Raw genomic sequence first — 23,388 nt, 5'->3', positions numbered from 1 at the left:
ACGCGCGCTCCGTTGCCTGTTTATCCGCCCAGCAATTTCGCGAGCGCGTCCGGTGTTTCCGCGATCGCGTTGGCGCCGGCCTGTTCCAGTTCGGCGCGGCTGCCGAAACCCCACAGCACGCCGATGCCGCGCACCTGATTGGCGATCGCACCTTCGATATCGAAACGGCGGTCGCCGATCATCACCGTGTCTTGCTCGGCTGCACCGAAGTCGCTCAGCGCTGCGGCAATCATCGAGGCTTTCTCGCTGTGTGGGCTCGACGGATCGGGACCATACAGTCGCAGGAATGCTTCGCCGAACGGCAGATGCGCAATGATCGGCGCCGCATGCCGATGCGGTTTGCTGGTCACCACCGCAAGCTGATGTCCGGCGGCGAGCAAGCGCGCGATCAACGCTTCGATGCCGGGGTAGATGTCGTACTCGCGCCAGCCGTCCGTGTGGAAGCGCTCGTGGTAGTACTCGACGGCTGCTTCGATGAGCGCTGCATCATGGTCGAGCAGGGGCGCAAAACTGTGGCGCAACGGTGGCCCGATCCAGTGGCGCAGTTCGTCATCCGCGGGCGCAGGCAGATCCAGTCGCGCCAGCGCGTGTTTCACGCAGGCGGTGATGCCGTGCTCGGAATCGATCAGCGTTCCGTCAAGGTCGAACAGGCACAGCATTACTTCGCTGCACGCGCCTTCAGCGCGGTGACTGCGGGCAACTCCTTGCCCTCGAGGAATTCCAGAAACGCGCCGCCGCCGGTGGAGATGTAGGAGACATCGTTGGCGATGCCGTACTTGTCGACCGCAGCCAGCGTGTCGCCACCGCCGGCAATGGAAAATCCCTTCGACGCCGCGATCGCACGCGCCAGTGTTTCGGTGCCTTTGCCGAACGCATCGAACTCGAACACGCCGACCGGGCCGTTCCACACGATGGTGCCGGCCTTGGCGATCAGGTCCGCATAGCGCTTGGCCGTTTGCGGGCCGATGTCGAGGATCATTTCGCCGTCGTGCACCTGGTCGATCAATTTCACTGTCGCCGGCGCCTGCGCGGAAAACGCGTGCGCCACGACCACGTCGATCGGCATCGGTACTTCCACGCCGCGACGCTTGGCATCGGCGATCACTTTTTTCGCCGCGTCGATCAGGTCCGGTTCGACCAGCGAGTTGCCGACCGAATGACCCATCGCGGCGATGAACGTGTTGGCGATGCCGCCGCCGACGATCAACTGGTCGACCTTGTCCATCAGGTTGTCGAGCAGGGTCAGCTTGGTCGACACCTTGGAGCCGGCGACGATCGCCAGCAACGGCTTCGCCGGATGCTCAAGCGCCTTACCCAGCGCATCAAGTTCGGCGCTGAGCAGCGGCCCTGCCGCGGCAATCGGCGCGAACTTGATCACGCCATGCGTGGACGCCTGCGCGCGATGCGCGGTGCCGAAGGCGTCCATGACGAAGATGTCGCACAGCGCCGCGTATTTCTTCGACAGCGCCTCGTCGTCCTTGCCTTCGCCGACATTCATTCGGCAGTTTTCGAGCATCACCACTTCGCCAGCGGCAACTTCGACGCCATCGAGATAGTCGCTCACCAGCCGGACTTTCACGCCGAGCTGTTCGCCGAGCCAAGCCGCCACCGGAGCCAGCGACGATGCGGCATCGAACTGGCCTTCTTTCGGCCGACCCAAGTGCGACAACACCATGACTTTGGCACCGGCGTCGCGCGCGGCGCGGATGGTCGGCAGCGAAGCATCGAGTCGTTGGGTGGAACTGATCTTGCCGTGGTCGTCGATGGGAACGTTCAGGTCTTCGCGAATCAATACGCGCTTGTCGCGCAAATCGAGATCACTCATGCGGATGACGGACACGGCTTGACTCCGGTGTTGTGGGAAGGCCGCTATTGGTGTGCGGTAGCCGCTTATTGTCGGCGTGCCTCGCGGTCGATGCAAACCGCAGCCGCATGCGGCACGGCCTTTCGGCACGCATGCGCGGATGGTTGTCTGTCGCTAAACTGCCGCTTTCGTGCAGGGGAGAAAGCCCATGACAACCGGCTTGGTGCTCTACGGCTACTGGCGTTCCAGCGCGGCCTATCGCGCACGTATCGCGCTGAACCTGAAAGGGCTGGAGTATGAATCGCGCGCCGTGCACCTGCTGCGCGACGGCGGCGAGCAGCACGCGGCGGCGTATCGGCAGGTCAATCCGCAGCAGCTGATTCCATGCCTGCTCGACGGCGATCGCGTGATCACGCAATCGATGGCGATCATGGAATATCTCGACGAAACGCGCCCGGAAACATCGTTGCTGCCAGCCGAGGCGCGCGATCGTGCACGCGTTCGCGCGCTGGCGCTGCTGGTCGCATCCGACATCCATCCGCTCGGCAACCTGCGCGTGCTGCAACGACTTGAATCGCAATTCGGCGCGGATGAAACGCAGCGCGCGGAATGGTCGCGACACTGGATCGCCACCGGCTTCGATGCGATGGAAGCGATGCTGGCCGACCATGTGGGAACCGGGCGTTTCTGCCACGGCGACGAACCCGGCATGGCCGACGCCTGCCTGGTGCCTCAGTACTACAACGCGTTGCGCTGGAAATTGCCGCTGGACGGCTATCCAACGCTGCGGCGCATCGTGGACGCGTGCAACGAACTGGAAGCCTTCCAGCGCGCCGCGCCGGAAGCGCAGGCGGACGCGCAGCCTGCGTGACGCGCTGACAACCGATCAGTAATTCATTCCGTAAGGATCGTTGCCGGCCAGTTCCTGACTGTCGGCAGCGCCTTCGGTCAGGCGGATCTTGAGTGCGAGGCCGTCACGCGAATCGGATTTGCTGAGCGCCTCCTCCAGCTCGACGCGCCCGTCCTTGTACAAACGATAGAGCGACTGATCGAACGTCTGCATGCCTTCCTGCAAGCTGCGATCCATCGCTTCCTTGATCTCGTGAATCTGGCCGCGACGGATCATGTCGCGAATGAGCGGCGTGTTGAGGAGCACTTCCGTGGCCGGAATGCGGCGACCGTCCTTGCCCACTACCAAGCGCTGGCTGATCACCGCGCGCAGGTTCAGCGCGAGGTTCATCAGCACGTTCTTGTGCGCCGATTCCGGGAAGAAGTTGAGGATGCGCTCCAGCGTCTGGTCGGAGTTGTTCGAGTGAAGCGTAGCGAGGCACAGATGCCCGGTTTCGGAAAACGCGATCGCCGCTTCCATCGTGTCGGTATCGCGAATCTCGCCGATCATGATCACGTCGGGCGCTTCGCGCATCGCGTTCTTCAGCGCCTCGTGATAGCTGTGCGTATCGAGGCCGACTTCGCGCTGGTTGACGATGGAGCGCTTGTGCCGATGCAGGTATTCGATCGGATCCTCGATCGTCAGGATGTGGCCGGGCGTGTTCGAGTTGCGCTGGTCGATCATCGCCGCCAGCGTGGTCGACTTGCCCGAGCCGGTGGCGCCGACCACGAGAATCAATCCGCGCGGTTCCATGATCAGGTCGCGGAAGATCGCCGGCAGCTGCAACTGATCGATGCTCGGGATTTCGCTCTTGATCGCGCGGATCACCATGCCGACTTCGCCGCGCTGCTTGAACACGTTGATGCGGAAGCGGCCGGCTTCCTTCACCGCCAGCGCCATGTTGAGTTCGAGGTTGCGCTCGAACTGCGGCACCTGGCCTTCGTCCATCAGCGAGTAGGCGATCTTCTTGACCATCCCGCCAGGCAGGCCGGTATTGCCCAGTGGGTAGAGCTTGCCTTCGACCTTGATATTCACCGGGGCGCCGGTCGTCAGGAACATGTCTGACGCGCCCTTGTCTACCATGAGCTTGAGGAAGTAACCGATGTCCACGTATATCCCCTGATTCCAAATACGCGTTGCAATGATGGATTATGCCTGCCCACAATACGCTGCGACACACTATGAGGATTGTGATGGTGCACATCTTTTCCCCGCTGGCCGGGCTTTCAGGCCGCATTCGTTCGGCATCGGTGCTCTTGGGGCTGTCATTGGTCCTGGCTGGCTGTGCCACGGTACCTCCGCCGGATGACTCGATGAACCAGGCGCAGACCCAGCTTCAGGAGGCGCGCGATGCCGGCGCAGCCGATTACGCGCCAGTCGATCTGGGCTTCGCGCAAGATAAATTCCAGCAGGCGCAATCGGCCATGGCCGATCGCAAATACGAGATCGCGGCCAATCTCGCCGAAGAGTCGCGCGCCGATTCCGAACTGGCGCGCGCCAAGGCCCGGCTCGGCGCTTCACGCGCGCAGATCCAGAATCGAGTGCAGGAAAATTCGCACCTGCGCGAGGAAGGCGAGCAGGCCGCTGCCGAAGCTGCCCGACAGGAGCAGCAGGCGCCGCCGATGCCTTCGTCATCTTCCTCGTCGACGCTTCCCAGTCAGGACCCTCCGCAGGACATGCCCGCACCTTCATCTTCCGTGCTCAATTCGCAACCAGCCGGTGACGGTTTCCAGACGTTGCCGGAAAACAACCCGCAGCCGCCATCCAATCCGCAACCGGACAGCGACACGCAGGGGGCGCAGCCATGAAGCGCTTCACCGTCACTTTCATCACATTGTCGCTGGCGCTGGGTTTAGCTGGTTCATTACAGGCCAAGCAGGACGATATCGATATCGCCCGGCTCAACAACAGCCTCGACCAACTGGCCAACGATCCGAGCCTTGGCATTTATGCGCAGGCGGAACAGGCGCGCGCACGCGATGCGATCAACCGCCTCGCGCAGGCGAGCAAGCACGATCGGCCGCATGATCTCTACCTCGCCGAACGACGCGTCGACCTCGCGAAGACTGCAGCGCAGCAGCAGGACGCACAGACCAAACTGACCCAGCTCGATCGCGAGCACGACCAGATTCTGCTCGACAACAGCCGGCGCGATGCGGACATCGCGCGTCACGAACTCGAACGCCAGCGCATGCAATATCAGATGGCGCAGGAAGAAACCGCGCGTCTGCAGCAGCAGGGTCAGGAATATTCGCAAGCCGCTGACCAGGCGCGTGCCGAAGCCGAACAGGCCAAGAAGCTCGCCGCTGCGCAGAGCAAAGTCGCCAGCGCGGCGCGGCGCGAGGCAGCACTCGCGGCGCAGGCGGCGAAAGCCATGCGTTCGCAGATGCAGGGCGACTCGTCCGACACGCCACCGCCCGCGCCGAAAAAGACCAGCAAGAAAAAACATCAAAACCAACAGCCGTAACTCGGCACGCCTTCGGCACTGCCGAAGGCGTTGCGGACGCAACTTTTGTCATGCCGATATGCGGGTTTTCCAACCGCGTGTCGGCGCGGTTTGATGTTCCGGAAAAAGGCTGTTTCGACAGCTTTTACGCGTACTTCGCAAGTCTCGCGCAAAGCATTTCGCGAGGCTTGCACCGCCCAAAAGCGGAGAGTAGGGTCAAGGCCCCACGATGCATTTCGGCAACGTGGGCCATCGACAGAAACCATGCGCCCATCCCCCGTTTTCCAGTCTCGCGTGCTTCCCGGAAATCCGGACACGCGGCGAGCGCGCGCAATCGATCGATCGCGTTCGCCCGCTCCGGGCGTTCGCGTACTCACTTCCCAGGAGGTCGAATCATGTTTGAAAACCAGCAGCGCGATGATGTCGAAGCCTTGATGAAAGCCGATGCCGAATTTCGTCGGCTCTACCAGCGTCACAAGCAACTCGACAGCAAGGTGCACGATGCCGACATCGGCGTGCTTCCGATCGACGACGCCACGCTCACCGGCATGAAGAAGGAAAAATTGCTGGCGAAGGCGCGACTGGAACGCATGTGGGCCGATCGGGCGCGCCACATCCACTGACTCGGTTATCACGCAACACGCGGCCCCGGCCCTTCCCGTCACGGAAGGTCACCGGGGCCGCAGTGTTTCCGGCCGACAAATTCCTGTCGGCAAGGCGAGGCGCGAGGGCCTCGGTTATCATGGCGACCTTGTTTGCTGGTGCCTCGTCGCATCGGCGGCCTTCTCGCCACGGAGTTCTCATGACGGTCCACCAGAGTGTCCTCGAGTTGATCGGTGGAACCCCGATGGTGCGCACGCAACGCCTGGATACCGGGGTCTGCGAGTTGTTCCTGAAGCTGGAAAGTGCCAATCCCGGTGGCTCGATCAAGGACCGCATCGGCTTGTCGATGATCGAGGGCGCCGAGAAAGCCGGCCGGATCAAGCCGGGCGACGTGCTGGTGGAGGGCACCGCGGGCAACACCGGACTCGGCCTCGCGCTGGTCGCGCAGCAGAAAGGCTACCGCCTGATTCTGGTGGTGCCGGACAAGATGAGCCGCGAGAAGATTTTCAATCTCAAGGCCATGGGCGCCGAAGTGGTGCTGACCCGCTCCGATGTGGCCAAGGGTCATCCGGAGTACTACCAGGACATGGCCGAGCGCATCACGCGGGAAACGCCCGGCGCTTACTTCATCAACCAGTTCGGCAACCCGGATAATCCGGCTGCGCATATCCAGACCACCGGCCCGGAAATTCTCGAGCAGATGGATGGCACCGTCGACGCCATCGTCGTCGGTTGCGGTTCGTCCGGCACGCTGAGCGGCCTGTCAAAATATTTTGCGGAACATTCCCCGGCTACCGAATTCATCCTCGCCGATCCGGTCGGTTCGATCCTCACGCAGTACATCAACGAAGGCACGCTTTCGACCAAGTCCGCGAGCTGGATGGTGGAAGGCATCGGCGAGGATTTCCTGCCCACGATCAGCGACTTCACCCGGGTGAAGAAAGCCTACGCGATCACCGACAAGGAAAGCTTTCTCACTGCGCGCGAACTGCTCTCGAAGGAAGGTGTACTGGGTGGTTCGTCAACAGGAACGCTGGTTGCCGCGGCACTGAAATATTGCCGCGAGCAGACGACGCACAAGCGCGTGGTGACACTGGTGTGCGACACCGGCAACAAGTATCTGTCCAAGCTCTACAACGATTACTGGATGCTGGACAACGGCTTCCTCGAGCGCGAGCCGCATGGCGATCTGCGCGATCTTCTGTTGCGGCCGTTCGCGCAGCGCGACACGGTGGTGATCGGCCCGCACGAATTGCTGATCACCGCATACAACCGCATGAAGCTCTACGACGTCTCGCAGCTGCCGGTGATCGACGGCGACAAGCTGGTGGGGATCGTCGACGAATCGGACGTCCTGATGCACGTGCACGCCGACGAGACGCGGTTCCGCGATCCAGTGTCCACGGCGATGATGGCGAACCTGCAGATACTTGCGGTCAGCGAACCGATCGAGGCGCTTTTGCCGGTGTTCGAACGCGGCCATGTCGCCATCATCATGGATGGCGAACAGTTCCTCGGTCTGATCACGCGCATCGACCTGTTGAACTATCTGCGTCGCAAGGTGAACTAAGCGAACGACAGGTTCGCGTGCAACGAATGGCCGATGCCGTGCGCGGCAGGTTCCGGGTAACGTGGTTCGTCGGGCTGCCGCTGTTGGCTGCCGGCGTTTGATTTTGGGGGATGCTCGTCATGTGTGGAATTGTTGCTGCCGCCGCCCAGCGCGACGTCGCGCTGTTGCTGATCGCCGGACTCAAGGCGCTGGAATATCGCGGCTACGATTCGTCGGGTCTGGCGGTTCTGGACCAGGGCGAAATCCGGCGCGTGCGCGCCAAGGGCAAGGTTCGCGAAATGGAGGCGCTATACCTGGCCGATCCGTTCCCCGGCGGCACCGGCATCGCACACACCCGTTGGGCAACTCACGGCGTGCCGAACGAAGCCAATGCCCACCCGCATGTGGCTGGTCGCGTGGCAATCGTGCACAACGGCATCATCGAAAATTACGCCAGTTTGCGCAGCGAGCTGCAGGCGAAAGGACATGTGTTCACTTCGGAAACCGATACCGAAGTGATGGCCGCGCTGATCGACCGCCAGCTGGATCGCGGACTGAATCTGCGCGAAGCGGTGCTGGCCACCGTACGTGCACTTGAAGGCGCCTACGCGATCGCGGTGGTGAATCGAGACGAGCCCGGCCACGTAGTCGGCGCACGTCGCGGCGCGCCGCTGCTGGTCGGCATCGGCATCGGTGAAAACTTCCTCGGCTCGGACGCGCAGGCGCTGATCCAGGTCACCAACAAGATGCTCTATCTCGACGAGGACGACGTCGTCGAGATCACCCGCGACAGCGTCCACGTTTATGGCCTGGATGGCTCGCCGGTCGAGCGCGCTGTGCACGAGAGCGAGCTGTCTTCCGACGCGGTGGAGCGTGGCGAATACCGTCACTACATGCAGAAGGAAATCTTCGAGCAGCCGCGGGCCGTGGCCGACACGCTTGAAGCGCGCATCGGTCCCCATGGCGTGTTGCCCAACATCTTCGGCATCGACAGCGATACCTTGCTCGAACGCACGCGCGGCCTGCACATCATCGCGTGCGGCACGAGTTATCACGCCGGTGTCGTGGCGAAATACTGGATCGAAGAATACGCGCGCCTGCCGGTTAGCGTGGAAGTCGCCAGCGAGTACCGCTATCGCGAAACGGTGGTGGCGGCCGACACGCTCTTCGTCGCGATTTCCCAATCCGGCGAAACCGCCGACACGCTGGCGGCATTGCGCGAGTCGCGTCGTCGCGGCTACCTCGGTACGCTGGCGATATGCAACGTGCCGGAGTCCTCGCTGGTGCGCGAAGCCGATCTGAAATTGATGACGCGCGCGGGTCCGGAAATCGGCGTCGCATCGACCAAGGCCTTCACCACGCAACTCGCGGGCCTTGCTTTGCTCGCACTTGAACTCGCGCGGCGCAACGGACTCGATCCGCAGCGCTACGCGACCCTCTGCGCCGAACTGCAGCACCTACCGCGCGCCATCGAAAACGCGCTGAAGCTGGAGCCGGCGATCATCGAACTGGCCGCGGAATTCATCCATCGCCAGCACGCGTTGTTCCTTGGTCGCGGCGTGCAATATCCGGTGGCGCTCGAAGGCGCGTTGAAGCTCAAGGAAATTTCATACATCCACGCCGAAGCCTATCCGGCGGGCGAACTCAAGCACGGCCCGCTGGCCCTGGTCGACGAAAACATGCCGGTGGTCGCGGTCGCGCCGAACGGTCCGCTGCTCGACAAGCTCAAGTCGAACCTGCAGGAAGTGCGCGCCCGCGGCGGCCGACTCATCGTGTTCGCCGATGGCGCCGCCGGCATGGACGACATGGCCACGCACGGCACCATGCTGCGCGTCGAATCCGGCGGCAGTTTCATCGCACCCGCCGTATTCACCGTGCCACTGCAATTGCTCGCGTATCACGTCGCCGTGCTGCGCGGCACCGACGTGGATCAGCCACGCAACCTTGCCAAGTCGGTGACGGTGGAATAATCGTTGCCGCTCGTTCGTGTAGTCGCGCGAGATTCCTTGCAGCGGATAGGGCTATTTCTTTTGTTCTGATGGAGGCGTAGCGCCATCGGCCGGCGGCGTCAGACGAGGCAGATAGGAATGCCTTTGCTGCACGCTCGGTGCAAACACGTTGAGTCGCTGATCGCTCAGCAGCTTCACCAGTTCCGTCCGCTTTTCCAGTGGCCTGTTGCATATCTGCAGTTCGGGCAGGCAGTGCGAAATATCCGCAGGATGTTCAGCCAGGGCGCCGATCTGATAGGCGAGTTGCGCCTGATATGCGTACTCGTACGGACGCCGATTCCACGCATGAATCGATATCGGTATCTGCAACGCCAGCAGGGCGACGCAACCAGCCATGGGTATGCCGGCAATCCATGCGCGTCGTGGTTGCGTGCCTGACTTGGCTGGGTGCGTTCCAGCCCACATCAGCAGCAGGGCGATGAGATGGCCGGCGTATAGCACCACGTAGCGCGGCTGGTAGAGATAGTCGTTGCCGTGAACCGAGACACGGCCAACCAGAATCCCCGCAAGCTCTGCATACGCAAGCAGCATCAGGCCGCCGGCGACAAACACGGGAGCACTGTAACCACGGCGCCACGCCTGGCGCCAGAACCATACATGCGCAACCAGCAGCAACGTAGCAAGGGGAATTTGCAGCGTTATCCAGAAAAACGGCGGAAGGGACGCGGACAGCGACGGATGGACCACGGGCAGCACCAGCGGCAGCATGATCCATTTCCACCATCCACCGTCCAGAAGTTGCGCCGGCAATGCGCCGAGATGGGAGATCAGTGGTTGCGCATTGGCCGCTCCATGGATCGGCGCATAGCTGTACCCGACGCGCACGACCAGCGTGCTGATGCAGATCGCGATGATCATCTTTTCGACGTATCGCATGTCCGGAATGCGAAACCGGATCAGCAGCAGGATCGCCACGGCAGCAAATACCGCGAGCAGCCCCACGTCGTCGCAGCTGATACCCAGTAGGAGAGTCGCCAGAATCAATAGCGGGAGGCTCTGTTTTTCCAATGCCCGCCAGACCGCGAGCAGGTACAGCAGGATGCACAGGATCGGCACGTATTCGAGCGAGACGAGCGACCACGTCCAGATACCGCCCTCGGCATTCAGCGAGAACAGCACTGCGCACGTGCTCGCCCACGCGAGGTAGCGACGGGCCGCGCCTCCATCGTGCCGCGATGCTCCGAGCATCAACATGTGCAGCACCCACGCACACGCCGCGGCTGCGGCCACCCCGATCAGCGACTCGACCATGAAGTCGAGATCGAAGAAGCGCCATTCGAGCAACAAGGCAAGCTTGAACAGGGGTTGCGCATGATCGTCGACCGAGCGCCTTACGAAGAAATCGCCTAACCCGAGCTGGCCGACGATGGCTTTCTTCAGGAACACATCAAGGAAATACCAGGCATCCGAACGAATGACCGGTGACGCCACAAGCCAGGCGAAGAGCACCACGTTGAGCAGGGCGATCAGCGCCACCAGCCATGCCAGCAGACGCATGACGAAGACTTGGTTCGGCCTTGTTTTCAAGCCGGTAGTTGATGACATGGGATTCATCCTGCTCGGCATGTGTGCTCTCGAAAGCGTGGCGCCGGGACCTGGCTCACGTGTATCGCGGTGGACTCAGGCCCTGCCATACACATCGTCGAAACGCACGATGTCGTCTTCGCCGAGGTAGCTGCCGGACTGCACTTCGATCAGTTCGAGCGGCACCATGCCGGGGTTGCGCAGGCGATGCTTGCTGCCGAGCGGAATGTAGGTGCTCTGGTTTTCGCCAAGCAGAAAAATCTTATCGTCGCAGGTGACTTCGGCGGTGCCGGATACGACGATCCAGTGCTCGGCGCGGTGGTGATGTTTCTGCAGGCTCAGGCTTGCGCCGGGTTTGACCTGGATACGCTTGACCTGGAAGCGCTCGCCGATTTCGATCGAGTCGTAGCTGCCCCAAGGGCGATGCACCACGCGGTGCAGCGAGTGTTCGCTGCGGCCGGAGGCCTTGAGTTCGTCGACGATTTTCTTCACGTCCTGCGCCGCATCGCGATGTGCAACGAGGGTCGCGTCCGGCGTGGTCACGACGATCAGGTCGTCGACGCCCAAGGTCGTCAGCAGATGGCGATCATGCGAACGCAGCAGCGAATTGCGCGTGTCGACGCCGAGCGTGTCGCCTTCGTGCACGTTGCCTTGCGCGTCCTTGTCGCCGGTGAGCCACAACGCCGACCAGGAACCGATGTCGCTCCAGTCGCAACTTACCGGAACTACGGCGGCGCGACGGGTTTTTTCCATCACCGCGTAGTCGATCGAACGATCGGGTACTTTTTCGAAATCGTGGGCGGCGATGCGCACGAAGTCGAGATCGATGGATGCCTTGGCATGCGCGGTCTTCACCGCATCCAGCATCGCCGGCGCATGGATGGCGAGTTCCTCCAGATAGCGCGATGCCTTGAACAGGAACATGCCGGAATTCCAGTCGTAACCGCCATCGGCCAGATAGGATTCGGCAGTCGCGAGATCGGGCTTCTCGACGAATTGCTCGACGCGAAATCCGTCGTGGCCAATCGCTTCGGCACGGCGGATATAACCGAAGCCGGTTTCCGGGCGATCCGGTCGCACGCCGAACGTCACCAGCCAGTCCTGACCGGCCAGCAAGATCGCCTGTTTCACCGCCTCGACGAATGCGGCCGTATTGCCGATGACGTGATCGGCCGGCAGCACGAGCAGCAGTGCTTCGCTGTCGCGTTGGATTGCCTGCAATGCACCGAGCGCAATCGCTGGTGCCGTGTTGCGAGCAAGCGGTTCGAGCACGATGCTCGCGCCGGCGACGCCGGCTTCGAGTAGTTGTTCGGCGGCGAGGAAGCGATGGTTTTCGCTGGCCACCACGATCGGCGCTGCAACGCCCGGCAAGGTTCGCGTACGTGCAATGGTCTGCTGGAACAGCGTGCCCTTGCCGGCCAGGACGAGGAACTGCTTGGGCAGATTCTTGCGCGACACCGGCCACAGGCGCGTGCCGCTGCCACCGCTGAGAATGAGTGGAATCAACATGGCTCAGTGTCCTGATGAAGCGAGTTCGCGCATGACCCGCGTCAAGCCCTGTCGCCAGTCCGGCAACGGAAAATCGAAATGCTCCTGGAAGCCCGTATTGTCCAGCAGCGACCACTTCGGCCGCACGGCTGGCGTGGGGAATTCAGCGCTTTCGATCGGCAGGACTTTCGGCGCCTTCGCGAGCAGACCTTGCGTGACGGCGCACTCGAAGATCGCGCTGGCGAAACCATGCCACGTCGTGGCACCGCCGGCGACCAGATGGTGAGTGCCGATCAGATTCTTGCGTTGTGCCATATCCGCAAGCTGCCAGCGATCGAGCGCGGCGAGAGTGGCGTCGACGATCAGGCGCGTATCGGTTGGCGCGCCGTGTTGATCGGCCACCACGCGAAGTTCATCGCGTGCCGCGCCAAGCCGCAGCATGGTGCGCAGGAAATTATGACCGTGCGCGGCGTAGACCCACGCGGTGCGAAACGTCAGGTGATCCGCGCCGCTCTTCGCGAGCGCCTGCTCACCCGCAAGTTTGCTGCGTCCATAGACACTCAGTGGACCTGTTGTTGCATCGACCGCATACGGCCGATCCTGACTGCCGTCGAATACGTAGTCGGTGGAATAGTGGATGACCAGCGCGCCATGTCGCACTGCCCAATCGCCGATGACACCCACCGCTTCGCCGTTGACGCGCATGGCCAGTGCTTCGTCCTGCTCCGCTCGATCAACCGCGGTGTACGCGGCGGTGTTGAGGAGGACATCGGGGCGCACGCGGTCGAATAACTCGACAAGGTTTTCCGGTGTCGAGAGGTCGGCAACGTCGCCGCGACCGCCTTGCGCAAGTTGGCCATCGCGACTGGCGAGGACCAATTCGCCATGAGCGGCCAGACCACCGTGATCGACGAAGCTGCGGCCGAGCTGGCCATTGGCGCCCAGCAGCAGGGTTTTCACGGCGCGTAGATCGGCAGACGCTCGGGCGCGACGTCTTTCAGCAAGGGCGTCTTGCCGTCTTTCTCGGAGAGCAGCGGCGCGCTTACCGGCCAGTCGATCGCGAGATCCGCGTCGTTCCAGCGAATGCCGGCATCCGCCGCGCGATCGTAAAGTGCGGTGCACTGGTAGGAGAACGTCGCGAATTCCGACACCACGCAGAAGCCGTGCGCGAAACCTTCTGGCACCCAGAAATGCCGATGGTTATCGGCGGTCAGCATGACGCCGACGGATTTGCCGAACGTGGGCGAGCCGCGGCGGATATCCACGGCGACGTCATAGACTTCGCCCTCGAGCACGCTGACCAGCTTGCCTTGTGGATTGGGCCACTGATAATGCAGGCCGCGCAGCACGCCGCGCGCGGACCGCGAGACATTGGACTGGATGAATTCCGCGTCGATGCCGGCGTCGTGATAGCTGGCGCGGTTATAGCTTTCGTAGAAGAACCCGCGCGCGTCGCCGAAAATCTGCGGCTCGATGATCAGCGCGTCGGGCAAGGAGGTCTTGATGATTTTCAACGGGCGTGACCCTGTCGCGTGAGCTGTTGCAGGTATTGGCCATAACCGGTTTTCGCCAACGGGGCGGCAAGTGCCAGCAACTGCTCGGCATCGATCCATTCGTTGATGTACGCGATTTCCTCGGGGCAGCACACCTTGAGGCCCTGACGGTTTTCGATCGTCTGGATGTAATTGCCTGCTTCCATCATCGAATCGTGCGTGCCCGTGTCGAGCCACGCGAAACCACGACCGAGTTGCTCCAGATGCAGCGAGCCGTCATCGAGGTAGCAGCGATTGAGATCGGTGATTTCCAGCTCGCCACGCGGCGAAGGTTTCAACGCCGCGGCAAAATCGCAGACGCGCGCATCGTAGAAATAAAGTCCGGTGACCGCGTAGCTGGACTTCGGTTGCGCAGGTTTTTCCTCCAGCCCGATCACGCGTCCGGCGCCGTCGAACTCGGCCACGCCGTAGCGCTCCGGATCGCGCACCCAATAGCCGAAAACCGTGGCGCCCTGATCGCGCGATGCGGCGCGCTTGAGTCGTTCGGTCAGGCCGACGCCGTAGAAAATGTTGTCGCCGAGCACGAGGCAACTGGGTTTGCCGTCGACAAAGTCGCGGCCGATGGTGAATGCCTGCGCCAGGCCATCGGGCGAGGGCTGCACGGCGTAGCGAATGTCGATGCCCCATTGCGAGCCGTCGCCGAGCAATCGCTGGAACATCTCCTGCTCATGCGGTGTGTTGATCACCAGCACTTCGCGGATGCCTGCCAGCATCAAGGTTGCCAGCGGGTAGTAGATCATCGGCTTGTCGTAGATCGGCAGTAACTGCTTGCTCACCGCGCGCGTGATCGGATAAAGCCGCGTGCCGGAACCGCCGGCGAGGATGATGCCTTTCTGCGTCGTCATGAGCCCAGCCGCTCCATGCGATAGCTACCGTCGAGCACGCGGTGCGTCCACGGCTGGTTGTCGAGATACCAGTGAACGGTTTGCGCGATACCGCTTTCGAAGGTGTGCGATGGCTGCCAGCCGAGCTCATCCTGCAATTTGCTGGAGTCGATCGCGTAGCGCCGATCGTGACCGGGACGATCCTTCACGTAGGTGATCAGCGATTCGCGCCGGCGGCCATCGGCCAGCGGCGCGCGCTCGTCGAGCAGGGCGCAGATCGTCTTCACGACGGCGATGTTTTCGCGCTCGGCGTTGCCGCCCACGTTATAGGTTTCGCCGACGCGGCCATCGTCGAGTACGCGACGGATGGCGCTGCAATGGTCACCCACGAACAACCAGTCGCGGATGTTCTTGCCATCGCCATAGACCGGCAACGACTCGCCCGCCAGCGCTTTCTGGATGATCAGCGGAATGAGTTTTTCGGGGAACTGGTACGGACCGTAATTGTTGGAACAATTGGTGGTCAGCGTGGGCAAGCCGTAGGTGTGATGGAAAGCGCGTACCAGATGATCCGATGCCGCCTTCGAGGCGGAGTAGGGCGAGTTGGGCGCGTACGGCGTCTGCTCGGTGAACTTGCCGTCGGCGCCGAGTGAGCCGTAGACCTCGTCGGTCGACACGTGCAGGAAACGGAACGCTTCCCGGGCAGCGCCCTCAAGCGAACGCCAGTGGTCGCGCACCGATTCGAGCAGGCCGAGCGTACCGACGACGTTGGTCTGGACGAATTCGGCCGGCCCGTCGATCGAGCGGTCGACATGCGATTCCGCCGCGAAATTGACGATGGCGTCGGGACGATGTTCCGCCAGCAGCGCAGCCAGCAGCGACCGGTCGCCAATGTCGCCTTGCACGAAGACGTGCAGAGGATTGCCGGCCAGCGAAGCGAGCGTGTCCGGGTTGCCGGCGTAGGTCAGTTTGTCCAGGTTGACGATCCTTAAACCGTCGACGACCGCCTGAAGCACGAAATTGGCGCCGATAAAGCCGGCGCCGCCGGTGACAAGCAGAGTTTTCATGCAACCTCGATCTTCGTCCATGCGGAACGCCTATTGTGCCATGCCCGCCCAGGGGATTTGGCCGTGCAGCTCGCTTGAGGCGCACAACGACCTCGCGAACTGACTGACCATTAAGGCACGCAAGGGTGGATGGCGGGTATCATTCGCGGCTACTTCGCGCGCCGGTGATCTCGCCGGATCGGAACCCACTCAGATGCCTGCCATGACTAAGAAAGCCAACGCGAAACACGGACTGGGCACGCGGGCGATCCACGCCGGCCAGCATCCGGACCCCAGCACCGGCGCGATCATGACGCCGATCTATGCGACGTCCACCTACGTGCAGGAAAGCCCGGGCAGGCATAAGGGTTACGAATACTCGCGCACGCAGAATCCGACCCGCATGGCCTACGAGCGTTGCGTGACGGCGCTGGAAGGCGGCGTTGCCGGGTTCGCTTTCGCTTCCGGGCTGGCCGCGGCAGCGACGGTGCTCGATATTCTCGACTCGGGCAGCCATGTCATTGCGATGGACGATCTCTATGGCGGCTCTTACCGCCTCTTCGAGAAAGTGCGTCGCCGCTCGGCGGGCCTCGATTTCAGCTTCATCGATCTCAATGACGACGCCGCCATGAAGGCGGCCCTCAAGCCGACCACGCGGATGATCTGGGCCGAAACTCCGACCAACCCGATGCTCAAGCTCGTCGACCTTGCCAAGGTCGCGGCGTTCGCAAGAAAGCATGGCCTCATCCTGGTCGTCGACAATACCTTCTGCTCGCCGATGATCCAGCGTCCGCTGGAATTCGGGGCCGACCTCGTGCTTCATTCCGCCACCAAATACCTCAACGGCCATTCCGACATGGTGGGCGGCATCGTGGTGGCCGGCAGCAAGGCGCTATCGGAGCAGATGGCTTTCCTGCAGAACTCGGTCGGTGCCGTGGCCGGTCCCTTCGATTCGTTCCTTGCCATGCGCGGCCTGAAGACACTCCACTTGCGCATGAAGGCGCATTGCGCCGGCGCGATGGAACTGGCGCCATGGCTCGAAAAACATCCGGCCGTCGAGCGGGTGATCTATCCGGGTCTCAAGAGTCATCCGCAGCACAAACTGGCCAAGCGGCAGATGGACGGCTACGGCGGCATCATCTCGATGGAAGTCAAAGGCGGACTGAAAAAAGCCCGCCGCATGCTGGAGCGTTGCGAGCTGTTCGCGCTGGCCGAATCGCTTGGCGGCGTGGAAAGCCTGATTGAACATCCCGCCATCATGACCCACGCCTCGGTGCCTGCCGCCAACCGCAAACGGCTCGGCATCCGTGATGGGCTGGTGAGATTGTCGGTCGGCGTGGAAGACATTTCGGATCTGCGCGACGAGCTGGCAGCAGCACTGGGCTGACGCGGTTCGACCGACGCGATTGATTTTCGGCGCCGGATCGCCGCGCGATTCAAAGGAGCAACATGATTTCAGCCTATCGGCTAACCAACCCCGCAGCGCCCTATCGCGCGCTGCAACGGCATTTTCCGCTGGTCATGCAGATGGCCAAGCGCGACGTGATCGGCCGCTATCGCGGATCCTTCATCGGTTTGCTGTGGTCGTTTTTCAATCCGTTGCTGATGCTGGCGATCTACACCTTTGTTTTCAGCGTGATTTTCAACTCGCACTGGAACGTGCCGGGTGGAGAACATATGGCGTACGCGGTGATCCTGTTTGCCGGCCTCAACATCAACGCGATGTTTTCCGAGTGCGCAAACAAGGCGCCGACGCTGATCGTCGAGAACACCAACTTCGTGAAAAAGGTCGTGTTTCCTCTGGAAATTCTTTCCTGGAGTACGCTGGGTTCGGCGCTGTTCCACCTGTTGATATCGACGGTGGTATTGATCGTTTTTGAGCTGATCGTGCAAGGCAGCGTGCCGTGGACCGCGGTGATGTTTCCGATCGTGGCGATCGTTTTCCTGCCGTTCGTGGCCGGTACGATCTGGCTGCTTGCTTCGCTGGGCGTGTTCCTGCGCGACCTCAAGCAGGCCATCAACGTCATCACCACCATCTTGCTGTATCTGGCGCCGGTGTTTTATCCGAGGGAGCATATTCCGGCGGCCTACCGTGAACTGCTCTATCTCAACCCGCTGACGGTCATCGTCGAGTCGTCGCAGAACGTGCTGGTATGGGGTCGCATGCCGAATTGGGGCGCGTTGGGGTTGTACGCGCTGGCGTCCTGCCTTTTTGCGTGGTTCGCCTTCGCCTGGTTTGAACGCGCGCGCAAGGGGTTTGCCGATGTCCTCTGAGCAGATGCCGCAGGCCGAGTCATCACTGCAACCCGCATCCGATGTGGTCATCACGGTGAAGGGTCTGACCAAGCGCTACGAGATCTACGCCGAGCCGCAGCATCGGTTGAAGCAGATGCTGCTGCCAAGATTGCGGCAGATGTTCGGGGCGCCCGCCGTCCAGTATTACAGGGATTTCTGGGCGCTTCGCGACGTGAGTTTCAATGTGCATCGCGGCGAGGCGATCGGCATCATCGGCCGCAACGGGTCGGGCAAATCCACGCTGCTGCAAATGATCTGCGGCATCCTCACGCCGACAGCGGGCACCATCACGTCGCCCGCACGCATCGCCGCATTGCTGGAACTCGGTGCCGGTTTCAACCCGGAGTTCACCGGCAAGGAGAATATTTTTCTCAGCGGACTGGTCTATGGCATTCCCGAAAGCGTGCTCAAGCAGCGCTACCAGGACATCGTGGATTTCGCCGAAATCGGCGATCACATCGATCAGCCAGTCAAGACTTATTCCAGTGGCATGTATGTGCGGCTGGCATTCGCGGTCGCCTCGTTTTCCGATCCGGAAATCCTGGTGATCGATGAAGCGCTCTCGGTTGGCGACGTGTACTTCCAGCGCAAATGCTTCCGTCGTATCGACGAGTTGCGTGAGGCCGGCTGCACGTTGCTGTTCGTCACGCATTCGGTCGATACGCTGTTGCAATTGTGCGATCGCGGCATCGTGCTCGACTCGGGTCGATTGGTATTCGACGGCCCGACCAAGCCTGCGGTCGCCGAATATCTGCGTCGCGTGTTCGGCAACCGTTCCACCGTTCAGGGACTTGGCAACGTGGCGGCTGCCGAGGAAGCAAAGTCACTACCGTCCGAAGGCGATGCGGAAAAAAGCGATCACGGGGACGACTACGACTACCTGGTTGCCGGGGGTCAACAGGAGCTCTTCGCTTCCCGCGCGGGTTACAACCGCGGCGAAGTCCGTCTCGGAGACGGCGCAGCGACCCTGCTTGATTTCCTCATCAAGGGGCAGCGTGGTGAATCTCCGATCGTGCACTCGCGCGAGTCATTCGGCCTGATGCTCAAGTACGTTTTTTCCAGACCATCGGAACGCGTGATCTTCGGCATGCAGGTGCGTACCCGCGAGGGCCTGGTGGTCTACAGCGCCAACACGTTCACGGTGGAAAACGAGCTCTATAGCTACGCCGCGGACGATGTCGTCATCGTCGAATTCGACCTGCGCAATTCGTTGCTGCCGGGCCAGTATTTTCTCACGGTGGGTGTTTCGCAGTTCGACGAGCAAGGCGCCGACATCGGCACACTCGATCGCCGCGTCGATTCGATCATCCTCACGGTGCTGGGCGACAAGCGTCACACCAACGGTTTCGCCGATATGGAGCTTGTTTCGAAGGTCTCACTCACAGCCCCAACCCATCCCGCCTCGTGAGCACGATGAATCTGCCGGATCGCTTGCTGATTTCCTCGCCCAACAACGGCGGCTTGACGCTGCTCGAGGATGGCAAGGTCACACGTTTGAACACGATCGATGGCACCGGTCTCATCCACTGGCCTGGAACGGTGCTGCGCGCGTTGCAGCCTGATGGCGGCAGCGTATTGGCGGTGTATCGGAAGACTGGTTTGCAACTGGTGACATTGTCTGGCGAGCCGCTGGATATCCATGACTTGCTGCGTGTGGACGGCCGAACATTTGTCGCCTGCACGCAATTGAACTGCGTTTCGGAGCTTGACGAAGCATTCAAGGAAGTGGATCGCTGGACCTTTCCGGGCGAACCCGATTCGGTCCATCTCAACTGCCTGTGCATGCACAAGGGGCGATTGCTCGCTTCGATGTTCGGCGACTTCACCGAACATCGCGGCTACAAGGGCAACACGTCAGGTCGCGGCGAAGTGCGTGATGTGATGTCCGGCGAGACCGTCATTTCGGCGTTGTCGCAGCCGCACACGTTGCAATCGTTTGGCGACGATCTGATGCTCTGCAATTCCGAATCCGGGGAAATCCTCGTGTATCGCGGCGGCGAATGCATTCGCCGAATCAATATCGGCGGTTACGTCCGTGGACTCGCCACCGGGGCGAATTATTTTTACGTGGGCGTGAGCCGATCGCGCAACGCCGATGTCGATGAAGACGCAACGGGCAACGTGGCGGAGATCGTCGTCATCGAAAAAGCGACGGACGCGATTCACGCGCGCATCGCCGTGCCTGTCAGAGAAATCTACGATATCCGCCTCGCCGAAAACGATGACCAGTTGGGCATGCTCACCAAGGCATGCTGCGAAGAAATGGTCGCGGAACAGGTCGAACTGAAGGAAAAGTACACGCTCGTTCGCAAGCTGCTGCAGAACCAGTCGGATGAACTGGAAAAACATAATGCCTGGGCCAAGGCGCTGGACGCCAAGCTGGAACGAGAGCGCGAAACACGCTCCGCCCTGGTGGTAGAGCACGAAGCCATGGTCGCTTGGGCAAAATCACTTGATGCCCAACTTGCAGAGCGCATGGATCGATACGGCGCTCTTCAGCGAGAGCACGAAGCGATGGCTGAGTGGGCGAAATCACTGGATGCCAAGCTCGCCGAGATCACCGATCGATACGGTGCGCTTCAGCTCGAGCACGAAAATACGGTTGATTGGACGAAGTCACTGGATGCCCAGCTCACGTTGCTGAGAGATGGACATGGCGATCTGCAGAGGGAGCATGAGGGCGCGGTCGCGTGGGCGAAATCGCTGGACGCCGAACTCGCGTCGCTGAGAGATCGGCATGGCGATTTGCAGAGAGAGCACGAAGAAGCAATGACGTGGGCGAAATCGCTGGACGCTGAACTCTCGACGCTGGGTCATCGACACGGTGAGCTGCAGTCGGAACATGAAACCACTGTTGCAAGGAAGAAATTGCTGGATGTCCAGCTCGCGGCACTGATGGAACAACAAGATGAACTACATGTGGACCACGAGTACGCAGTCAGCTGGGCCAAGTCGATGGACATCGACGGTGTTCGCACGGACGAATTGCTCGAATCGCTGCGCGCGGAGCAGGAGCATGCCGATGCCATGGTGCGATCGATGATGGATACTTTGTCGGATCGGGAAACACTGATTGCAGCGTTGCAGGAAAATCTGTCGCGACTTAATAGTCAGGTTGGCCTACTGGATAGCCAACTGCACGCGTTGCAAGGGCAATATAATGTCCTGGTCCATTCGCGATCGTGGAAGATCACTAGACCCTTGCGCGCTTTGGGACATCTGCTTCGCGGTGATTGGCAGATCATCCGCAATGCGCTCAGGGCGCGCCGGCTCGACGCCAGGCAGCCGCAGATATCGGATGCAATGCCAGGCAATGCACTGATCGACGAGCAGGGCAGCGATGTCGTCGCAGTCCCGACGCCCGTAGCGAGCCTTCAGGGCTTCAGTTTTCCTGTCTATGCGGAACCTCTGGTAAGCATCGTCATTCCTGCCTACGGCAATCTACCCATCACGCTGGGTTGCCTGCGCTCTATCGCGGAGCATCTGCCGCAGGTCGCGTTCGAGGTACTGGTTCTGGAAGACGCGTCAGGTGACGTCGAAATCCTCAAGCTCGCCGAAGTCCCCGGACTTCGCTTTGAAGTGAACCCGGAAAATCTGGGCTTCGTGCGCTCATGCAACCGGGCATCGACATTGGCGCGCGGGCAGTTTCTCTACTTCCTCAACAACGACACTGAAGTCACCGAGGGCTGGCTCGATGCCATGCTCGACGTGTTCGCACGGTTTCCCGACTGCGGCATGGTCGGCTCCAAGCTGGTGTATCCGGATGGCCGTTTGCAGGAGGCCGGCGGCATCGTATGGAAGGATGCCAGCGCCTGGAATTACGGTCGGCTCGATGATCCCGATCGCAGCGTCTACAACTATGTCCGGGAGACGGATTATTGCTCCGGCGCTTCGCTGTTGATGCGCAGCGATCTGTTTCACACGCTGGGTCGCTTCGATGAGATCTACGTGCCGGCCTATTGCGAAGACACGGATTTCGCCTTCAAGGTTCGCAAGCATGGACTCAAGCTTTACTACCAGCCGAAGTCCGTCGTCGTGCATCACGAGGGCATTTCGCACGGTACCGATGTGAATGCAGGCATCAAGTCCTATCAGGTGCGCAATCAGCAACGGTTTCTTGAGAAATGGCGCGTTGAGCTGGAGCGCGAGCACTTTCCCAATGCACGGAACGTCATGCAGGCGCGAGGTCGAACCGGTTCACGTCCGACGGTTCTTGTGATCGATCACTACATTCCACAACCCGATCGTGACGCTGGTTCGCGCACGATGTGGCAGTTCATGATGATGTTCAAGCGCCAGGGACTGGATGTGAAGTTCTGGCCGGAGAATCTCTGGCACGACCCGACCTACACCGTGGCGTTACAGCAGCAAGGCATCGAAGTCGTCTATGGCCCGGAATACCACAAGTCTTTCGACGCTTGGTTGGCGGAAAATGGCGGAGCAATCGATTGTGTGCTGCTCAGCCGCCCGCACATCGCAATCGAGTTCATAGACGCTATCCGTCACCGCACGTCGGCAAGAATTCTTTACTACGGACACGACATCCACCACCTGCGCATTGACGAGCAGTTGAAGCATCATCCCGGCGCGGAGCTCGCGAAAGAGCGCAGGCGTTTCCACGGGCTTGAGGAGAAAGTCTGGTCGAAGGTCGATACGATCTACTATCCGGCCGATGGTGAAACACAGATCGTGCGCACGTGGCTCGAGCAGCGTCGTCTCGACGTGCAGGCGCACACTATTCCCGTCTACGCATTCGACTCTTTTCCGGTCGAGCCGGAAGCCAATCTTTTCGCGAAGAAAGATATCGTCTTCGTGGCAGGTTTCGCACACGATCCCAATGCGGACGCTGCGGTGTGGCTGGTGCGCGAAATTCTTCCGTTGCTTATCCAGCAGGTGCCCGGATTGCGCCTCTATCTGGTGGGCTCCAACCCAACGGCCGCCGTGCAGGCATTGGCGAATGAAAGTGTCACCGTCACTGGTTTCGTCAGTGACGAGGAATTGGCTTCGCGTTATCTGAATGCTCGTGTCGCCGTGGCGCCGTTGCGTTTTGGCGGTGGCATGAAAGGCAAGGTCATCGAATCCATGCGTTATGGCCTTCCTTGCGTGACGACAATCACCGGCGCGCAAGGACTGGCCGCCGCCAGCGAGTTTCTGGGCGTGAGCGATGACCCGGTGGAGTTCGCGCGGCAGGTAGTCGAACTCCTGCGCGATGACGAAAAATGGCTGGATGCTTCGCGGAAGTCCCAGGCTTTCGTGCGTGAGCGCTTCTCCGAGGCCGCGTTGTGGACCATCGTTTCGCAGGACATGCATCTGCGCAGTGACACAGACGCCTCGAATCAACCGACGAGCAGGTCGTAA

General features: G+C 61.3%; 19 protein-coding genes. 10 read left to right on the top strand and 9 right to left on the bottom strand.

Translation table 11 applies throughout. From position 1 onward, the window contains the following. Nucleotides 1-20: 20 nt before the first annotated feature. Nucleotides 21-659, bottom strand: coding sequence for an HAD hydrolase-like protein (locus tag GSQ73_RS09145; protein ID WP_158883257.1), 639 nt, complete (start codon nt 657-659; stop codon nt 21-23). Then, a complete protein-coding gene (locus tag GSQ73_RS09140; protein WP_158883255.1) occupies nt 659-1,840 on the bottom strand; it encodes a phosphoglycerate kinase in 1,182 nt (393 codons plus the stop codon). Before GSQ73_RS09140 ends, GSQ73_RS09145 begins: the two co-directional genes overlap by 1 nt. A 172-nt stretch (nt 1,841-2,012) precedes the next feature. Here GSQ73_RS09140 and maiA point away from each other — a divergent pair, with 172 nt between their 5' ends. Then, nucleotides 2,013-2,675 (top strand): maleylacetoacetate isomerase, encoded by a 663-nt coding sequence (gene maiA, locus GSQ73_RS09135; RefSeq protein ID WP_158883253.1) that lies wholly within the window; start codon nt 2,013-2,015, stop codon nt 2,673-2,675. Nucleotides 2,676-2,690: 15 nt separating this feature from the next. Here the strand turns inward: maiA and GSQ73_RS09130 are convergent, their stop codons facing one another. Continuing rightward, nucleotides 2,691-3,803, bottom strand: coding sequence for a PilT/PilU family type 4a pilus ATPase (locus GSQ73_RS09130; RefSeq protein ID WP_174236082.1), 1,113 nt, complete (start codon nt 3,801-3,803; stop codon nt 2,691-2,693). Nucleotides 3,804-3,886: 83 nt separating this feature from the next. Here GSQ73_RS09130 and GSQ73_RS09125 point away from each other — a divergent pair, with 83 nt between their 5' ends. The 5 genes from GSQ73_RS09125 (at nt 3,887) to glmS (ending at nt 9,261) form a co-directional block, all read left to right on the top strand. Continuing rightward, complete coding sequence (locus GSQ73_RS09125; RefSeq protein WP_254063353.1) at nt 3,887-4,501, top strand: DUF4398 domain-containing protein; 615 nt, start codon at nt 3,887-3,889, stop codon at nt 4,499-4,501. Then, the gene (locus GSQ73_RS09120) at nt 4,498-5,160 is read left to right on the top strand and encodes a hypothetical protein (protein WP_158883249.1); all 663 of its coding nucleotides are present in this window, start codon (nt 4,498-4,500) and stop codon (nt 5,158-5,160) included. The genes GSQ73_RS09125 and GSQ73_RS09120 overlap by 4 nt, the downstream gene beginning before the upstream one ends. A 374-nt stretch (nt 5,161-5,534) precedes the next feature. Beyond that, nucleotides 5,535-5,762 (top strand): YdcH family protein, encoded by a 228-nt coding sequence (locus tag GSQ73_RS09115; protein WP_158883247.1) that lies wholly within the window; start codon nt 5,535-5,537, stop codon nt 5,760-5,762. Nucleotides 5,763-5,941: 179 nt separating this feature from the next. Beyond that, on the top strand, nt 5,942-7,312 hold the full coding sequence (locus GSQ73_RS09110; protein ID WP_158883245.1) for a pyridoxal-phosphate dependent enzyme: 1,371 nt from the start codon (nt 5,942-5,944) through the stop codon (nt 7,310-7,312). A gap of 119 nt (nt 7,313-7,431) precedes the next feature. Beyond that, on the top strand, nt 7,432-9,261 hold the full coding sequence (gene glmS / locus GSQ73_RS09105) for a glutamine--fructose-6-phosphate transaminase (isomerizing) (RefSeq protein ID WP_158883243.1): 1,830 nt from the start codon (nt 7,432-7,434) through the stop codon (nt 9,259-9,261). 51 nt (nt 9,262-9,312) lie between these two features. Here glmS and GSQ73_RS09100 read toward each other — a convergent pair whose 3' ends face one another. The 6 genes from GSQ73_RS09100 to rfbB all read right to left on the bottom strand — a co-directional run bounded on the left by GSQ73_RS09100 (nt 9,313) and on the right by rfbB (nt 15,756). Beyond that, entirely contained in the window at nt 9,313-10,845 is a 1,533-nt protein-coding gene (locus GSQ73_RS09100) for a hypothetical protein (protein ID WP_158883242.1), read from the bottom strand. 75 nt (nt 10,846-10,920) lie between these two features. Next, complete coding sequence (locus tag GSQ73_RS09095; RefSeq protein ID WP_158883240.1) at nt 10,921-12,333, bottom strand: mannose-1-phosphate guanylyltransferase/mannose-6-phosphate isomerase; 1,413 nt, start codon at nt 12,331-12,333, stop codon at nt 10,921-10,923. A 3-nt stretch (nt 12,334-12,336) separates the two neighbouring features. Beyond that, nucleotides 12,337-13,272, bottom strand: coding sequence for a dTDP-4-dehydrorhamnose reductase (rfbD, locus tag GSQ73_RS09090; RefSeq protein ID WP_158883238.1), 936 nt, complete (start codon nt 13,270-13,272; stop codon nt 12,337-12,339). Beyond that, complete coding sequence (gene rfbC / locus GSQ73_RS09085; protein ID WP_158883235.1) at nt 13,269-13,826, bottom strand: dTDP-4-dehydrorhamnose 3,5-epimerase; 558 nt, start codon at nt 13,824-13,826, stop codon at nt 13,269-13,271. Before rfbC ends, rfbD begins: the two co-directional genes overlap by 4 nt. Continuing rightward, nucleotides 13,823-14,710: a glucose-1-phosphate thymidylyltransferase RfbA gene (gene rfbA / locus GSQ73_RS09080; protein ID WP_158883233.1), complete on the bottom strand. Its 888-nt coding sequence runs from the start codon at nt 14,708-14,710 to the stop codon at nt 13,823-13,825. The genes rfbC and rfbA overlap by 4 nt, the downstream gene beginning before the upstream one ends. Then, the gene (gene rfbB / locus GSQ73_RS09075; protein ID WP_158883231.1) at nt 14,707-15,756 is read right to left on the bottom strand and encodes a dTDP-glucose 4,6-dehydratase; all 1,050 of its coding nucleotides are present in this window, start codon (nt 15,754-15,756) and stop codon (nt 14,707-14,709) included. Before rfbB ends, rfbA begins: the two co-directional genes overlap by 4 nt. 202 nt (nt 15,757-15,958) lie before the next feature. Between rfbB and GSQ73_RS09070 the strand changes: the two genes are divergently transcribed. The 4 genes from GSQ73_RS09070 to GSQ73_RS09055 all read left to right on the top strand — a co-directional run bounded on the left by GSQ73_RS09070 (nt 15,959) and on the right by GSQ73_RS09055 (nt 23,388). Then, nucleotides 15,959-17,122, top strand: a complete 1,164-nt coding sequence (locus GSQ73_RS09070) for a PLP-dependent aspartate aminotransferase family protein (RefSeq protein WP_158883416.1) — start codon at nt 15,959-15,961, stop codon at nt 17,120-17,122. A 62-nt stretch (nt 17,123-17,184) separates the two neighbouring features. Then, a complete protein-coding gene (locus GSQ73_RS09065; protein ID WP_254063352.1) occupies nt 17,185-18,009 on the top strand; it encodes an ABC transporter permease in 825 nt (274 codons plus the stop codon). After that, the gene (locus GSQ73_RS09060) at nt 17,999-19,438 is read left to right on the top strand and encodes an ABC transporter ATP-binding protein (RefSeq protein ID WP_158883229.1); all 1,440 of its coding nucleotides are present in this window, start codon (nt 17,999-18,001) and stop codon (nt 19,436-19,438) included. Before GSQ73_RS09065 ends, GSQ73_RS09060 begins: the two co-directional genes overlap by 11 nt. 5 nt (nt 19,439-19,443) lie before the next feature. Continuing rightward, nucleotides 19,444-23,388 (top strand): glycosyltransferase, encoded by a 3,945-nt coding sequence (locus tag GSQ73_RS09055; protein ID WP_158883214.1) that lies wholly within the window; start codon nt 19,444-19,446, stop codon nt 23,386-23,388.

This window comes from Rhodanobacter sp. L36 (assembly GCF_009765755.1).
Taxonomy (GTDB): domain Bacteria; phylum Pseudomonadota; class Gammaproteobacteria; order Xanthomonadales; family Rhodanobacteraceae; genus Rhodanobacter.
Note: the sequence above shows the minus strand (reverse complement) of the source record. Positions and strands in the feature narration are given on the sequence as shown.

What these genes read in the sequence shown, in the direction of transcription:
- GSQ73_RS09145 (WP_158883257.1), bottom strand. Translation starts at nt 659, where the DNA reads ATGCTGTGCCTGTTCGACCTTGACGGAACGCTGATCGATTCCGAGCAC.
- maiA (WP_158883253.1), top strand. Translation starts at nt 2,013, where the DNA reads ATGACAACCGGCTTGGTGCTCTACGGCTACTGGCGTTCCAGCGCGGCC.
- GSQ73_RS09125 (WP_254063353.1), top strand. Translation starts at nt 3,887, where the DNA reads ATGGTGCACATCTTTTCCCCGCTGGCCGGGCTTTCAGGCCGCATTCGT.
- GSQ73_RS09120 (WP_158883249.1), top strand. Translation starts at nt 4,498, where the DNA reads ATGAAGCGCTTCACCGTCACTTTCATCACATTGTCGCTGGCGCTGGGT.
- GSQ73_RS09115 (WP_158883247.1), top strand. Translation starts at nt 5,535, where the DNA reads ATGTTTGAAAACCAGCAGCGCGATGATGTCGAAGCCTTGATGAAAGCC.
- GSQ73_RS09110 (WP_158883245.1), top strand. Translation starts at nt 5,942, where the DNA reads ATGACGGTCCACCAGAGTGTCCTCGAGTTGATCGGTGGAACCCCGATG.
- glmS (WP_158883243.1), top strand. Translation starts at nt 7,432, where the DNA reads ATGTGTGGAATTGTTGCTGCCGCCGCCCAGCGCGACGTCGCGCTGTTG.
- GSQ73_RS09100 (WP_158883242.1), bottom strand. Translation starts at nt 10,845, where the DNA reads ATGTCATCAACTACCGGCTTGAAAACAAGGCCGAACCAAGTCTTCGTC.
- GSQ73_RS09095 (WP_158883240.1), bottom strand. Translation starts at nt 12,333, where the DNA reads ATGTTGATTCCACTCATTCTCAGCGGTGGCAGCGGCACGCGCCTGTGG.
- rfbA (WP_158883233.1), bottom strand. Translation starts at nt 14,710, where the DNA reads ATGACGACGCAGAAAGGCATCATCCTCGCCGGCGGTTCCGGCACGCGG.
- rfbB (WP_158883231.1), bottom strand. Translation starts at nt 15,756, where the DNA reads ATGAAAACTCTGCTTGTCACCGGCGGCGCCGGCTTTATCGGCGCCAAT.
- GSQ73_RS09070 (WP_158883416.1), top strand. Translation starts at nt 15,959, where the DNA reads ATGACTAAGAAAGCCAACGCGAAACACGGACTGGGCACGCGGGCGATC.
- GSQ73_RS09065 (WP_254063352.1), top strand. Translation starts at nt 17,185, where the DNA reads ATGATTTCAGCCTATCGGCTAACCAACCCCGCAGCGCCCTATCGCGCG.
- GSQ73_RS09060 (WP_158883229.1), top strand. Translation starts at nt 17,999, where the DNA reads ATGTCCTCTGAGCAGATGCCGCAGGCCGAGTCATCACTGCAACCCGCA.
- GSQ73_RS09055 (WP_158883214.1), top strand. Translation starts at nt 19,444, where the DNA reads ATGAATCTGCCGGATCGCTTGCTGATTTCCTCGCCCAACAACGGCGGC.